The sequence below is a fragment of the Streptomyces sp. NPDC005963 genome (assembly GCF_040638655.1).
Taxonomy (GTDB): Bacteria; Actinomycetota; Actinomycetes; order Streptomycetales; family Streptomycetaceae; genus Streptomyces.
On record NZ_JBEXVD010000007.1, the window covers coordinates 235,087 to 248,110 of the forward strand.

The window sequence follows — 13,024 nt, forward strand, 5'->3', positions numbered from 1 at the left end:
GATGAGTGGATTTCGCCCGGTTCGGCAGTTTCACGGTTTGAGACGCACTGCTCCACGGTTCACAAGCACAGCAACATCGAAGTCCCAGGGGGATCACGAGATGCGACCCATTCGTCCGACGCTGGCAGCGGCCTCCTTGGCCGCTGTCCTCGCCCTGACCGCCACCGCCTGCGGCCCCGCCGAGGACAATGCGGGCGACAAGCCCAGCGCTCCCGCCACTGCACCCACCGATGGCAAGATCACGATCCCGGACGAGCTGAAGGACCGGCTCAAGGCACACGGGATAGACCTCGACAAGTGGCGCAACGGCGACTGGAAGAACTGGGACAAGGACAAGTGGCTGCGCGAGGCCCAGGACTTCGTCAACCCGATCATCGAGGACCTCTGGGACCCGGACCGGATGAGGGAGGCCGAGAAGCCTCCGGAGCAGCCGATCGACCAGGACATCTCCGGTGATGACGGTGTCACCGATCCGACGCCGGCGCGGGTGAACGCTCAGGCGGTGGCGGCCCCGTACCGCACGAGCGCCCCCGAGGCCGGCAAGGTGTTCTTCGACGGCCCCGAAGGCTCCATGGTGTGCTCCGCGACGGTGGTGAAGGATCCCGCCAACCCGGGCAAGTCCAACATGGTGTGGACGGCTGGCCACTGTGTCCACGCCGGCAAGAAGGGCGGCTGGTACCGCAACATCGCCTTCGTGCCGTCGTACAACGACAGCGCCAAGAGCTCGGGGCAGTTGGAGAGCGCCGCCAAGGAGGAGATCGCTCCGCACGGTGTGTGGTGGGGCGACTGGGCTCAGACGTCCGACCAGTGGATCAACCAGGGGGCGAAGACCGGTGGGCAGGGTGCACCGTTCGACTTCGCGGTGATCCATGTGACCCCGGAGAAGGGTGGGACGGGGAAGTCATTGGAAGAGACGGTCGGTTCAGCTCTGCCGGTGGACTTCAATGCGCCTGCGGTGGCGCAGATCTCGAACATGACGGCGACCGGCTACCCGGCGGCGGCACCCTTCGACGGCGAGAAGATGTTCCAGTGCCCGGACAAGCCGGGACGGCTCTCCGTGAAGACGAACGAGCCCACGATGTACCGCATTGGGTGCACGATGACCGGTGGTTCGTCCGGTGGTGGATGGGTTGCGGACGGCAAGGACGGCAAGCCGGTCCTCGTCTCGAACACCTCGATCGGCCCGGTCTCGGCCGGCTGGCTGGCCGGGCCGCGGTTGGGGCCCGAGGCGAAGGCGGTCTATGACGCGGTCAGCGAGAAGTTCGCCGGCCAGTAGCCTTCACCCCGGCTGACGCAGAAACGGCGGATGGCCCACCCCCGTGGAGGGTGGGCCATCCGCCGTTGTGCGCTTGTCCGTCAGTGGGTGACGGGCACGTACGGGGCGAGCGCGGCGGCCAGTTCCTCATGGACACGGGCCTTGAGCAGCGTCCCCTCGGGGGTGTGCTCCTCCGAGAGCACCTCTCCGTCGGCATGGACACGAGAGACCAGCCCGCCCTGGGTGTAGGGCACGAGGGCCTCGATCTCGACCTCGGGCCGCGGCAGCTCGGAGTCGATGAGCGCCAAGAGCTCCTCGATGCCCTCACCGGTGCGGGCCGACACCGCGATCGCATGTCGTTCGATCCGCAGCAGTCGTTGGAGGACCACGGGATCGGCGGCATCCGCCTTGTTGATCACCACGATTTCGGGCACGTTCACCGCGCCCACGTCACGGATCACCTCGCGGACGGCGGCCAACTGCTCCTCCGGGGCCGGGTGCGCGCCGTCCACCACGTGCAGGATCAGATCGGAATCGCCGACCTCCTCCATGGTGGAGCGGAACGCCTCGACCAGGTGGTGGGGCAGATGGCGCACGAACCCCACGGTGTCGGCGAGCGTGTAGATCCGACCGCTCGGTGTCTCCGCCCGGCGCACGGTGGGGTCGAGGGTGGCGAACAGTGCGTTCTCCACCAGGACTCCGGCCCCGGTCAGACGGTTGAGCAGGGAGGACTTCCCGGCGTTCGTGTACCCCGCGATGGCGACCGACGGCACCTTGTTGCGCCGGCGCTCCTGCCGCTTGATCTCCCGGCCGGTCTTCATCTCCGCGATCTCCCGGCGCATCTTCGCCATCTTTTCGCGGATCCGACGCCGGTCCGTCTCGATCTTGGTCTCACCGGGTCCACGGGTCGCCATGCCGCCACCGCCACCGCCACCCATCTGCCGGGAGAGCGACTGTCCCCAGCCGCGCAGCCTCGGCAGCATGTACTGCATCTGTGCGAGGGCGACCTGGGCCTTGCCCTCACGGGATTTGGCGTGCTGGGCGAAGATGTCCAGGATGAGGGCCGTGCGGTCGACCACCTTGACCTTGACGACGTCTTCGAGGTGGATCAACTGGCCCGGGCTGAGCTCACCGTCGCAGACCACCGTGTCCGCGCCGGTCTCCAGCACGATGTCCCGAAGCTCCTGGGCTTTGCCGGAACCGATGTAGGTGGCCGGGTCCGGCTTGTCCCGGCGCTGGAACACGCCGTCGAGCACCACTGCGCCGGCTGTCTCGGCGAGGGCGGCGAGCTCCGCGAGGGAGTTCTCCGCATCCCTCATGGTCCCCGAGGTCCAAACGCCGACCAGCACCACACGCTCCAGGCGCAGCTGCCGGTACTCGACCTCGGTGACGTCCTCCAGCTCGGTGGAGAGGCCAGCCACCCGCCGCAGTGCGGCACGGTCGGAGCGTTCCAGCTGGTCGCCGTCCCGCTCCCCGTCGATCTCCCGGCTCCAGGCGACGTCCTCTTCCATCAGGGCATCGGCCCGAAGGCTCTCGGTGCGCGCATCGGCCAAGCTCTGTGAGTCGAAGCTCTGCTCGTCCTGGGAAGTGGATGAAGAGGAGGTCATTGGATCCTTACGTCGAAGGGGTGGAAGGGGATGCCGGTGCGCTCGTGAACGAGTGCTCGGCGGTGCCGGACGACGGTACGCCCGTACTCCTCCATAGGCGACAACGTGTGACGGGTCCCGGATGATTCCCGCCGCGGGCTGCGGCCCGTGGGCGCCACGGCCGGAAGCCGTCGACAGGTCGATCGTCGCACGGGCCGATACGGGGCGTCACGCGAATTCCCCGACCGCGGCGCGCCCCGTACCGTCCCCTCTTCGGGCGCCCGGGGTGCGGGGCACCGGTCATCGGGCCGGGGGCTTCACCGGGACTGCGGCCTTCGCGGGCGCGCTGGTCCGCCAGTCGGGGTGTCCCGGCATCGGAGGCGTCCGCTCCCCGTACAGCCAGTCCTGGAAGAACGGCGCGAGGTCACGTTGCGCGATCCTGCCGGCGAGATCGGTGAAGTCCTTCGTGGTGGCGGTGCCGTCCCGGTGGTCGCTGACCCAGGCCCGTTCCAGGCGGTCGAACGCCTCGCTGCCGATCGTCTGGTGGAGCGCGTACAGCACGAGCGCGCTGCCGTCGTAGACCACCGGGCGGAAGAGGCTGATCTTCTGGCCGGGGGCGGGGGGGTTGGGTGCCGCGGGCGGTCCGCCGTCGGCGCGCCACTGGTCCGAGCGCCGGTACGCCTCGCGCATCCGGGCTTCCATGGAGTGCCCGGCCTTCTCCTCCGCGTACAGCGCTTCGTACCAGGTGGCATGGCCTTCGTTCAGCCACAGGTCCGACCAGGTGCGGGGCGAGACGCTGTCGCCGAACCACTGGTGTGCCAACTCATGGACCATGATCGAGTCGACGTACCACTCGGGGAACTGGCCGTTGACGAAGAGGCGCCGCTCGAAGAGGGACAGCGTCTGGGTCTCCAGTTCGTAGCCCGTCTCGGCGTCGGCGATCAGTACGCCGTAGGTTTCGAAGGGGTAGCGGCCCACCTTCCCCTCCATCCACGTCAGTTGGTCCGGCGTCTTCTTCAGCCAGCGCTCCAGCGTGGCAAGGTCCTTGGCGGGCACCACGTCGCGCAGGGGCAGACCTCCGGGTCCCTTCCGGGTGGGGACGGCGGAGGTGCCGATCGAGACCTGGGCGAGTTCGGTGGCCATCGGGTGGCGGGTGCGATAGGCCCACGTCGTGGTGGAGCCGTGTTCCTCCTTGGACTGCCGCACGCCGTTGGCGACCGCCGTCAGCTCGCTGGGTGCCGTGATCCGAAAGGTGAACTGCGCCTTGTCCGCGGGGTGGTCGTTGGACGGGAAGACCCGGTGGGCGGCATCCGCCTGGTTGGCCATCGCCAGCCCGTCTCCGGTGCGCACCCAGCCGCCCGAGCCCGCTTTGCCCCGCGGGTCGCTCGTGTGCTCCACCATGATCCGCAGCCGTGAGCCGGCCTCCAGGGGGAGGACAGGCTCGATGACGAGGTCCTCACCCGCGGTCACGAACTCGGCCGGGAGGCCGTTGACCTCGACCGAGCCCACCGTGCCGTGCGTGAAATCGAGGTTGACGCGCTCCAGGCGTTCGGTGGCCCACGCGTCGATCTTGGTGACGGCGTCCAGGGGCGTTTCATTGCCGCCGTGGTAGGTGAACGCGATGTCGTACTCGGCGACGTCGTAGCCCGGATTGCCCAGATGAGGGAAGAGCGGGTCGCCGATGCCCAGAGGGGCCGGCGAGGGAGGGGGAAGGACGGCGGCGACGAGGCAGGCCGCCGCCGCGGCCAGCAGCGCGGCGCGCAGGCCGCGCCGGGTGCCGGTGGGTCGGGAAGTGGGCAGCATGGACAACCGCTACCAGTGCGCAGCGCCCCCGGGGGCCGCGGCGCGCTCCGTGCCACTCAAACGGAGTCAGCCGGTGGGTGCCGGGCGCTGACGCCGAGCGACGTCGTACACGCCGGGTACCGCACGCATGGCCCGCATCAGGGCGGGGAGCCCGGCGGCGTCGGGGAGTTGCAGGGTGTACGTGTGCCGTACGCGCTGCTGGCTGGGTGGTTCGACGGTCGCCGAGACGATGGCCGCGCCTTCGACGGCGATCGCTTCGGTGAGATCGGCGAGGAGGTGGGGCCGCCCGAAGGATTCGGCGACGAGGGTCACCCGACAGGCCGCGGCATCGCCCCAGCGCACGGGGATCGGTCGGCGCTCCAGGGACTTCATCCTGGTGACCGCGGCGCACTGTTCCCGATGAACGGTCACCACCCCGCCGCGTACGGCGAATCCGGTGACCGCGTCAGGGGGCACGGGAGTGCAACAGCCGGCGAGGCGCACGGTCGCCTCGGGCAGGTCCACGACGGCGTTCGCGGTGGTGGAGGGGCTGGTGTCCGGCGTGACCGGCATGGATCTGCGCGGCGGCGCGGCCTGGGGCGCTGCGCCTTCGGGGTGGGCCTTGAGCCAGGAGGCGATGGCAATGCGGGCGGCGGGGGTTCGGGCGTGGTCCAGCCATTGCGGGGAGGGTCCTGAGCCCGCGTCCTGCGCACCGGGGCCGCCCTGGACCACTCCGGCCGTCGAGGGGACCGGTGTCATACGGGTGTCGTGGGCGAAGAGGAGATGGACGGTGTCGCCGTCCCGCAGCACCGTGCTCAGGGTCGCCAGGCGGCCGTTGACGCGTGCTCCGATGCAGGCGTGGGCCCGCTCGCCGTACTGCGCGTACGCGGCGTCGACGCAGCTCGCGCCGGCGGGGAGCCCCATCATCTGGCCGTCGGCGCGGAAGACGGAGATCTCGCGGTCCTGGGCGAGGTCAGCGCGCAGGGAGGACCAGAAGGCGTCCGAATCGGGGGTGGACTCCTGCCATTCCAGGAGTCTGGAGAGCCAACCGGGGCGGGTGGGGTCCCTGCGCTCCTCGTCGTCCTGGTCGAGTGCGCCGGTATTGCGGTCGGTACCGTCCGGGGCCTCGGTCGAGGCGTAGGGATTACCGAGGGCGATCACTCCCGCCTCCGCGACCCGGTGCATCTGGTGGGTGCGGATGAGGACTTCGGCGACGGCGCCGTCCGTGCCCGCGACCGCGGTGTGGAGGGACTGGTAGAGGTTGAACTTGGGGGCGGCGATGAAGTCCTTGAACTCGGAGATCACCGGAGTGAAACAGGTGTGCAGTTCGCCGAGGACCGCATAGCAGTCGGCGTCCTCACCGACGAGTACGAGCAGTCGCCCGAAGTCCGTCCCGCGCAGTTCACCGCGTTTGATGCTCACCCTGTGCACGGAGACGAAGTGGCGCGGTCTGATGACCACTTCGGCGGCGATGCCCGCCTCGCGCAGCACGGTACGGAAGTTCTCGGCCATCGCGTCGAGCGCCACCCCCGCCGTCGGGTTCTCCGCGATGAGGACGCGGGTCCGCTCGTACTCCTCCGGGTGGAGGATCGCGAAGACGAGGTCCTCCAGTTCGGTCTTGAGCGCCTGGACCCCGAGGCGTTCGGCCAGCGGGATCAGGAAGTCCCGGGTGACCTTGGCGATCCGTTCCTGCTTCTCGGGGCGCATCACGCCGAGCGTGCGCATGTTGTGCAGTCGGTCCGCGAGCTTGATCGACATCACCCGGACGTCGTTCCCGGTGGCGACGAGCATCTTGCGGAAGGTCTCGGGTTCGGCCGCCGCCCCGTAGTCGACCTTCTCCAGTTTGGTGACGCCGTCGACGAGGTAGGCGACTTCGGCGCCGAACTCGGACTTCACCTGGTGGAGCGTCACATCAGTGTCCTCCACGGTGTCGTGGAGGAGGGAGGCGGTCAAGGTGGTGGTCTCAGCACCGAGTTCGGCGAGGATCAGGGTGACCGCGAGGGGGTGGGTGATGTATGCCTCGCCGCTCTTGCGGAACTGTCCCCGGTGCGACGACTCCGCCAGGACGTAAGCCCGGTGCAGGATGGCGAGGTCGGCGTCCGGGTGATGGGCGCGGTGGGCGTCGGCGACGTGCCCGATCGCGTCGGACAACCGATCGCGGGTGGTCGGACCGAGGAGCGCGGCACGCCCCAACCTGCGGAGGTCGATCCTGGGACGGCCGCGCCTGCGGCTGTGGGCACCAGGGTTGGCGGCCTCTGCACTCATCGGGGCACCTCCGGGCGGCAATCGACCGGCGATGGCTAGAGCAGGAGTGCCCTCCGGGCCGGTGCTTGATGCTACCGAGCCCACCACGTGGAGCAGTCCGCCTCTCGCCCAGCGTGAAGCGGATCACCCATTCGAGCGAAGCTCTATCGCACGGTGGTTTCGGAGCGTGCGAGGAGGAGGGGTTCGATGTGACCCTCAGCGACGATCACGGCCGGGCCCGTCATGTCGATCTCCCCGTCCGGGTGCTCGGTGATGACCAGGCGTCCGCCGGGGAGGTCCACGACGTAGGCGACGGGCGTGCCGCTGACCGTCGGGTCGACGCCGTCGCGGCGTGCTGCGGCCACCGCCACCGCGCAGGCGCCCGTACCGCAGGACCGGGTCTCGCCGGAGCCTCGTTCGTGGACCCGCATGGCGACGTGGCGCTCGCCCCGGTCGACGACGAGTTCGATGTTCACCCCTTCGGGGTAGACGGCGGCAGGCGTGTAGGAGGGCTCGGAGCGCAGGTCCCCCGCGTGGTCGAGGTCCTCGACGAAGGCCACGGCGTGGGGGTTGCCCATGTTGACGTTCCGCGTGGGCCAGGCTCGCTCCCCCACGGTGACGGTGACCGTCTCATCGGGCAGCACCGCGCGGCCCATGCGCACGGTGATCTCACCGTTCGCCGCGTCGGTCCCCTTGGCGATGTGGACCTTCTTCACCCCGCCCCGGGTGGCGACGGCGAGATCGCCGACGGCGGCGTGACCCGCGCGCTGGAGATAGCGGGCGAAGACCCGTACGCCGTTGCCGCACATCTCCGCGATGGAACCGTCGGCGTTGCGGTAGTCCATGAACCACTCGGCCTCGCCCGCCATGGAGCGCGCCTCGGGATGGGCGGCGGACCGGACCACGTGGAGGAGTCCGTCGCCGCCGATGCCGGCCCTGCGGTCGCAGAGCCGGGCCACGAGGTCGGCGGGGATGTCGAGGGCGTTGTCCGGGTCGGGAACGATCACGAAGTCGTTCTCGGTGCCGTGGCCCTTGAGGAAGGCGATCGGTGCGGGCTGCGTGGTGCTCACGCCGTCCATCGTACGAGGCCGGCGCGGCCGGTGATCACGCAGGGATCTTCCCCGGGACGAGACGGTCCGACCCGATGACCGGGCCGTCAGGGGCGTCCGGGCAGTGCGGAGGGGTACGAAGGCGGGGGCGGCCTCAGCGGAGGCGGGCCACTCGCCAGATGGCCAGAGCGACGAGAACCGCGCCCACACCCACGTACAGCGCCAGGACGCGCCAGTCGGGGCGCTCTCCGGAGCCTCGGGCGGGCAGCCCGGGCCAGGTGTGCCCGACGCGGCGGGCGGCCATCACTCCCCAGCCAGCGGCGCAGCAGCTGATGAGGAGACCGAGCATGGCGACGACCGCGCCACCCTCGCCCGTACCGAAGGCGAGCGGAAAGGCGAACATGAGCGAACCCACGGCAGCGAGGGCGACGATGGGGGCGAGCTGCCAGATCCTGAGCCGACGGGCCGGGCGGAGTTCGACCTCGACCTCGTCGGTGAGCTGCCCCTCGTCGTCGGGGCCGTCGGGACTCAGTCGGGGCGCAATGTCCGCCGCGTCCCGCTGTTGCTGGTCCGTGTCGTGAGGGCCGGCCTCCATCGCCACGCGCCCTCCCCACTCGGACTCCACAGTCGATCGATGCTCGATGATGGCACGGTCCGGGGCACCGCATTGACGGGCAGTGCGTCCCGATGCCATCACGTGATCAGGCTGTAACCGCTCGTTCGATCAACGCCAGGGCCTCCTGCGGAAGTTCCCCGCGGTGCTCCGCGGCCCCACTGAGCCAGTGCACCCGGGGATCGCGTCGAAACCACGAATCCTGACGGCGCGCGAAGCGTTTGGTGGCACGGACGGTCTGCTCGCGCGCCTCCGCTTCGCTGTACTCACCGGCGAGGGCGGAGAGGATCTGCTGGTAACCGAGGGCGCGTGACGCCGTGAGCCCCTCGCGCAACCCCTGTGCTTCCAAAGCGCGCACTTCCGCCACGAAACCGTCGTCCCACATGCGGTCCACCCGGCTCGCGATGCGCTCGTCGAGTTCGGGGCGGGCGACGTCGACACCGATCTGGAGCGTGTCGTAGACGCTGTCGTGACCGGGGAGGTTGGCGGTGAAGGGCTTGCCCGTGATTTCGATCACTTCGAGCGCGCGTACGATGCGACGACCGTTGCTGGGGAGGATCGCCCGACCTGCCGCGGGGTCGGCGGCGGCGAGCCGAGCGTGCAGGGGGCCGGGACCGCCCTGCGCGAGTTCCGCCTCCAGCCGGGCCCGGATCTCGGGGTCGGTGCCGGGAAAGTCGAGGGTGTCGATCGCGCCGCGGACGTAGAGCCCGGAACCGCCGACGAGCACGGGGGTGCGGCCCTCGGCGAGCAGTCGATCGATCTCCGCCCTGGCGAGCTTCTGGTAGTCGGCGACGTTCGCCGCCTGGGTGACGTCCCAGATGTCGAGGAGGTGGTGGGCGACGCCGCCTCGCTCGTCCCACGTCAGCTTGGCCGTTCCGATGTCCATCCCACGGTAGAGCTGCATGGAGTCGGCGTTGACGACTTCACCGCCGAAATGACGGGCCAGGAAGACCCCCAGATCGGACTTTCCGGCTGCGGTGGGGCCGACGACGGCGATGACCTTCGGTACGGGAGCTGCGCTTCTCACCGCACCAGTCTCGCAAACACCGGGAGGTGTCCCCGAACGAGCGAGGTAACGGCACGGCCTGGGCTTCGTTTCCTGTTGCGAGGTGACGGACGCCGGTTTCCCGACCGGTGCCGCCGGGGTCGAGGCAACAGGGCGCTCCGGACGGCGCGGAACTTCACTCACACGAGTAGGCTATGGAGTCAATATGGGCGTTTTTGCACGGTTCCTTCGTAGGTCCAAGGATGTTGCTCCCGTCGAGGGTGACGGTGTCGAAGAGTCGGCCGCGGGTAGCCTGACAAAGGAACCCGAGGCCGGCAGCGGTTCTGCGGCCGAAGCGTCTACGGACGGATCGGCCGAGAAGCCGGAGGCCGCAGCCTCTGATGCCGAGAAGGCTGAGGAAGCTGCGGAGGCGAAGGCTCCGGCCGCCGACGGCGTGGAGATTCCCCGGCAGCAGTCCGCCGGGGAGGCCGCGGACAGCGAAGCCGGCGAGGGCGCCCGCAAGTAGGTCCCCCGAGGAAAGGTGCCCCATGGGCCTCATGGACACACTGAAGGCCAAGCTCGCCCCGGCCAAGGACAAGGTCTCCGACCTCGCTCAGCAGCACGGGGGCAAGATCGAGCAGGGTCTGGACAAGGCCGCGAAGGCGGTCGACTCCAAGACCAAGGGCAAGTACAGCGGCACGATCGAATCCGGCACCGGAAAGGCCAAGCAGGCCCTGGACCGGATCGCGCACAAGGACGACGGCGGAACCCCTCCGACCACGCCGCCGCCTCCGGCCACCTGAGCACGACCGACCGTCCGACGGCCGCGGAGCACCACGCTCCGCGGCCGTCGGCCGTCTACGGAGGTGCATGCCGTTCAGTGGGTTCCCACCGAGCCGGGTTCCGTGTGTGGGGCGGCGGCGCACGGACGGGGCATCAGGACCAGGTGGCGACGAAGTAGCCGACCCCGTAGGGAGCGTCCTCGTACAGCAGTCGGCCGTCGAGATCGGCGCCCTCGGCGGCCCCGGCGAGCAGTTGCCAGGAGGAGCGCCCGGCCGCCTGGAGTTCTCTCGCCAGTTCGGCATCGAGATCGGCCAGTGCTCCTGTGTCGGCCGTGGCGAGCGCGCGAGCGGTACGGGCGTCGAAGCCGGCGGCACGCTCGTCGAGATAGCCGGGTGCCTTGACCGAACGACATGCGCTGCCGTCGCCCATGACCAGGAGCGCGATCCGCGGCGCACGGGCGGCGATCTCTCGCCCCGCCGCCAGGCACCTGGCGGTCTCCAACGTCTCGTCCATCCCCAGTCCCTCGACGGGACAGGCCGCCCACCGGGCGTGGTCGAGCAGCCAGGCGCCGACGGTGAGGGAGACCGGGAGCCGGCGGGGCTGTGGTTCGCCGGTGCCCAGTCTGACGGTGGCCTGCACCCCGAATCCGCCGAGGGAACCGACCGCACCCGCGTGGTGCGGGCCGCGGTCGCCCTCGCCCGCGGGTCCGACGACGACCAGCCGATCGGGGCGGGCAGCCGCGAGCACGCCGATGGCGTCCGCGCACGCGGTCCGCGCGCCGTCGAGCTCCGGGGCGGCGCCCACGGCGACATCGGGGATGAGCAGCGGTGGGGCAGGGCACACTGCGGCGGCGACAAGCATGATCGCCAGCCTAGTGCGGGGGTCGCACTCTTGGGGAGTGACGTCCGCAGTGGAGCCTTTGTCGGCGCACTGCTTCAGCCGATCGGCGCCGCCCGGCGCCCCTTGCTGTGCAAGGAGGCACGGGATACGCGGACGGCCGGCCCGAAGAGCCCGAAGACCCCGAAGATGTAGACGTCAGCCCACGCCGCAGGCGGGTGCGGCGACTGCCGGAAGGGGTTCGGGCGCCCCGATCTGCGGCAGACCCAGCATCACTCCGGCGGGCTTCGGGGCGCGTCCGTCCCGGCGCTTCTGCCAGGCGTCACCGGCACGGGTCCTGCGGACGGACGTCACGGGACCTTCGGCCAGCAGGTGGTGCGGTGCCGCATAGGTGATGTCGACGGTGACCACATCGCCCGGGCGCACCTCGGCGTCGGGCTTGGTGAAGTGGACCAGCCGGTTGTCGGGAGCGCGCCCGGACAGCCGGTGGGTCGCGCCGTCCTTACGGCCTTCGCCCTCGGCGACCATGACCTCAAGGGTCCGGCCGACCTGCTTCTTGTTCTCGCTCCAGGAGATCTCCTCCTGGAGGGCCACCAGTCGTTCGTACCGGGCCTGGACGACCTGCTTGGGGATCTGTCCGTCCATCGTCGCGGCAGGGGTGCCGGGGCGCTTGGAGTACTGGAAGGTGAAGGCGTTCGCGAAGCGGGCCTCGCGCACGGTGTGCATGGTCTGCTCGAAGTCCTCCTCGGTTTCACCGGGGAAGCCCACGATGATGTCCGTGGAGATGGCGGCGTGGGGAATGGCCGCCCGCACCTTCTGGATGATCCCGAGGAAACGCTCCTGCCGGTAGGAGCGACGCATGGCCTTGAGGATCGGGTCGGAGCCGGACTGGAGCGGCATGTGGAGTTGCGGCATCACGTTGGGGGTCTCGGCCATGGCGGCGATCACGTCGTCGGTGAAGTCGCGCGGGTGGGGCGAGGTGAAGCGGACCCGCTCCAGGCCGTCGATCCGGCCACAGGCGCGCAGGAGCTTGCTGAACGCTTCCCTGTCGCCGATGTCGGATCCGTAGGCGTTGACGTTCTGGCCGAGCAGGGTGATTTCGCTGACGCCTTCGGAGACGAGCGCCTCGATCTCGGCGAGGATGTCGCCCGGCCTGCGGTCCTTCTCCTTGCCGCGGAGGGCGGGCACGATGCAGAAGGTGCAGGTGTTGTTGCAGCCGACCGAGATGGAGACCCACGCGGCGTACGCGGACTCGCGGCGGGTGGGCAGGGTGGAGGGGAACGCCTCCAGTGATTCCGCGATCTCCACCTGGGCCTCTTCCTGGACCCGGGCGCGTTCGAGGAGGACCGGCAGCTTGCCGATGTTGTGCGTGCCGAAGACGACGTCGACCCAGGGCGCCTTGGTGACGATGGTGTCCCGGTCCTTCTGGGCCAGGCAGCCGCCCACGGCGATCTGCATCCCGGGGCGCTTGGTCTTCATCGGGGCGAGCCGACCGAGGTTGCCGTAGAGCTTGTTGTCCGCGTTCTCCCGGACCGCACAGGTGTTGAAGACGACGACGTCGGCGTCGCCGTCGGCCCCGGCGGGAGCGCGGACGTAGCCCGCGTCCTCCAGCAGCCCGGACAGCCGTTCGGAGTCATGAACGTTCATCTGACACCCATAGGTGCGGATCTCATAACTGCGCTGAACGTCCACGGCCTGGCTCCGGTTGCTGCTGGTCATGTGACAAGGGTAGGCGGTGGCTCGGACAGTTCTGGCCCGGGAGCCTTCCGCTGGCTCCATTCACCGGGTCGGGTACGGGCTCGGACGGCCTCGAACGCCTCCCGGACGGTACGGATCGCCCGGTCCCACGCCCCGGGCCTGGTGTGCGAGGTGCCCGCCGCGCCGGCCGCA

General features: G+C 69.8%; 11 protein-coding genes. 3 read left to right on the forward strand and 8 right to left on the reverse strand.

Translation table 11 applies throughout. The features are described from left to right. Positions 1 to 100 precede the first annotated feature (100 nt). On the forward strand, positions 101 to 1,276 hold the full coding sequence (locus tag ABZ348_RS13760; RefSeq protein WP_358932547.1) for a hypothetical protein: 1,176 nt from the start codon (positions 101 to 103) through the stop codon (positions 1,274 to 1,276). 80 nt (positions 1,277 to 1,356) lie between these two features. Here the strand turns inward: ABZ348_RS13760 and hflX are convergent, their stop codons facing one another. From hflX to miaA, 6 genes are all read right to left on the reverse strand, one after another. Further along, complete coding sequence (hflX, locus tag ABZ348_RS13765; RefSeq protein WP_358932549.1) at positions 1,357 to 2,862, reverse strand: GTPase HflX; 1,506 nt, start codon at positions 2,860 to 2,862, stop codon at positions 1,357 to 1,359. A 279-nt stretch (positions 2,863 to 3,141) separates the two neighbouring features. Next, the gene (locus tag ABZ348_RS13770; RefSeq protein ID WP_358932551.1) at positions 3,142 to 4,644 is read right to left on the reverse strand and encodes a M1 family metallopeptidase; all 1,503 of its coding nucleotides are present in this window, start codon (positions 4,642 to 4,644) and stop codon (positions 3,142 to 3,144) included. Positions 4,645 to 4,710: 66 nt separating this feature from the next. Further along, positions 4,711 to 6,888, reverse strand: coding sequence for an HD domain-containing protein (locus ABZ348_RS13775; protein ID WP_358932553.1), 2,178 nt, complete (start codon positions 6,886 to 6,888; stop codon positions 4,711 to 4,713). A gap of 143 nt (positions 6,889 to 7,031) precedes the next feature. Next, positions 7,032 to 7,946, reverse strand: coding sequence for a diaminopimelate epimerase (gene dapF / locus ABZ348_RS13780; RefSeq protein ID WP_358932555.1), 915 nt, complete (start codon positions 7,944 to 7,946; stop codon positions 7,032 to 7,034). A gap of 124 nt (positions 7,947 to 8,070) precedes the next feature. Next, complete coding sequence (locus tag ABZ348_RS13785) at positions 8,071 to 8,511, reverse strand: hypothetical protein (protein WP_358932620.1); 441 nt, start codon at positions 8,509 to 8,511, stop codon at positions 8,071 to 8,073. Between the two features lie 106 nt (positions 8,512 to 8,617). Continuing rightward, complete coding sequence (gene miaA / locus ABZ348_RS13790; protein WP_358932557.1) at positions 8,618 to 9,556, reverse strand: tRNA (adenosine(37)-N6)-dimethylallyltransferase MiaA; 939 nt, start codon at positions 9,554 to 9,556, stop codon at positions 8,618 to 8,620. A 184-nt stretch (positions 9,557 to 9,740) separates the two neighbouring features. On the opposite strand from miaA, the gene ABZ348_RS13795 reads away from it, so the two are divergent. Both ABZ348_RS13795 and ABZ348_RS13800 read left to right on the forward strand, forming a co-directional pair. Continuing rightward, positions 9,741 to 10,040, forward strand: coding sequence for a hypothetical protein (locus ABZ348_RS13795; RefSeq protein WP_358932559.1), 300 nt, complete (start codon positions 9,741 to 9,743; stop codon positions 10,038 to 10,040). Positions 10,041 to 10,062: 22 nt separating this feature from the next. Next, positions 10,063 to 10,317: an antitoxin gene (locus ABZ348_RS13800; protein ID WP_358932561.1), complete on the forward strand. Its 255-nt coding sequence runs from the start codon at positions 10,063 to 10,065 to the stop codon at positions 10,315 to 10,317. A 133-nt stretch (positions 10,318 to 10,450) separates the two neighbouring features. Here the strand turns inward: ABZ348_RS13800 and ABZ348_RS13805 are convergent, their stop codons facing one another. Both ABZ348_RS13805 and miaB read right to left on the reverse strand, forming a co-directional pair. Beyond that, positions 10,451 to 11,158 carry a class III extradiol dioxygenase subunit B-like domain-containing protein gene (locus tag ABZ348_RS13805; protein WP_358932563.1) on the reverse strand — a complete coding sequence of 236 codons (708 nt, stop codon included), beginning with the start codon at positions 11,156 to 11,158 and terminating at the stop codon, positions 10,451 to 10,453. A gap of 174 nt (positions 11,159 to 11,332) precedes the next feature. Then, on the reverse strand, positions 11,333 to 12,853 hold the full coding sequence (miaB, locus tag ABZ348_RS13810) for a tRNA (N6-isopentenyl adenosine(37)-C2)-methylthiotransferase MiaB (RefSeq protein ID WP_358932565.1): 1,521 nt from the start codon (positions 12,851 to 12,853) through the stop codon (positions 11,333 to 11,335). Positions 12,854 to 13,024 lie beyond the last annotated feature (171 nt).

What these genes read in the sequence shown, in the direction of transcription:
- ABZ348_RS13770 (WP_358932551.1), bottom strand. Translation starts at nt 4,644, where the DNA reads ATGCTGCCCACTTCCCGACCCACCGGCACCCGGCGCGGCCTGCGCGCC.
- miaB (WP_358932565.1), bottom strand. Translation starts at nt 12,853, where the DNA reads ATGACCAGCAGCAACCGGAGCCAGGCCGTGGACGTTCAGCGCAGTTAT.
- ABZ348_RS13805 (WP_358932563.1), bottom strand. Translation starts at nt 11,158, where the DNA reads ATGCTTGTCGCCGCCGCAGTGTGCCCTGCCCCACCGCTGCTCATCCCC.
- ABZ348_RS13775 (WP_358932553.1), bottom strand. Translation starts at nt 6,888, where the DNA reads ATGAGTGCAGAGGCCGCCAACCCTGGTGCCCACAGCCGCAGGCGCGGC.
- ABZ348_RS13760 (WP_358932547.1), top strand. Translation starts at nt 101, where the DNA reads ATGCGACCCATTCGTCCGACGCTGGCAGCGGCCTCCTTGGCCGCTGTC.
- ABZ348_RS13785 (WP_358932620.1), bottom strand. Translation starts at nt 8,511, where the DNA reads ATGGAGGCCGGCCCTCACGACACGGACCAGCAACAGCGGGACGCGGCG.
- ABZ348_RS13800 (WP_358932561.1), top strand. Translation starts at nt 10,063, where the DNA reads ATGGGCCTCATGGACACACTGAAGGCCAAGCTCGCCCCGGCCAAGGAC.
- ABZ348_RS13795 (WP_358932559.1), top strand. Translation starts at nt 9,741, where the DNA reads ATGGGCGTTTTTGCACGGTTCCTTCGTAGGTCCAAGGATGTTGCTCCC.
- dapF (WP_358932555.1), bottom strand. Translation starts at nt 7,946, where the DNA reads ATGGACGGCGTGAGCACCACGCAGCCCGCACCGATCGCCTTCCTCAAG.
- hflX (WP_358932549.1), bottom strand. Translation starts at nt 2,862, where the DNA reads ATGACCTCCTCTTCATCCACTTCCCAGGACGAGCAGAGCTTCGACTCA.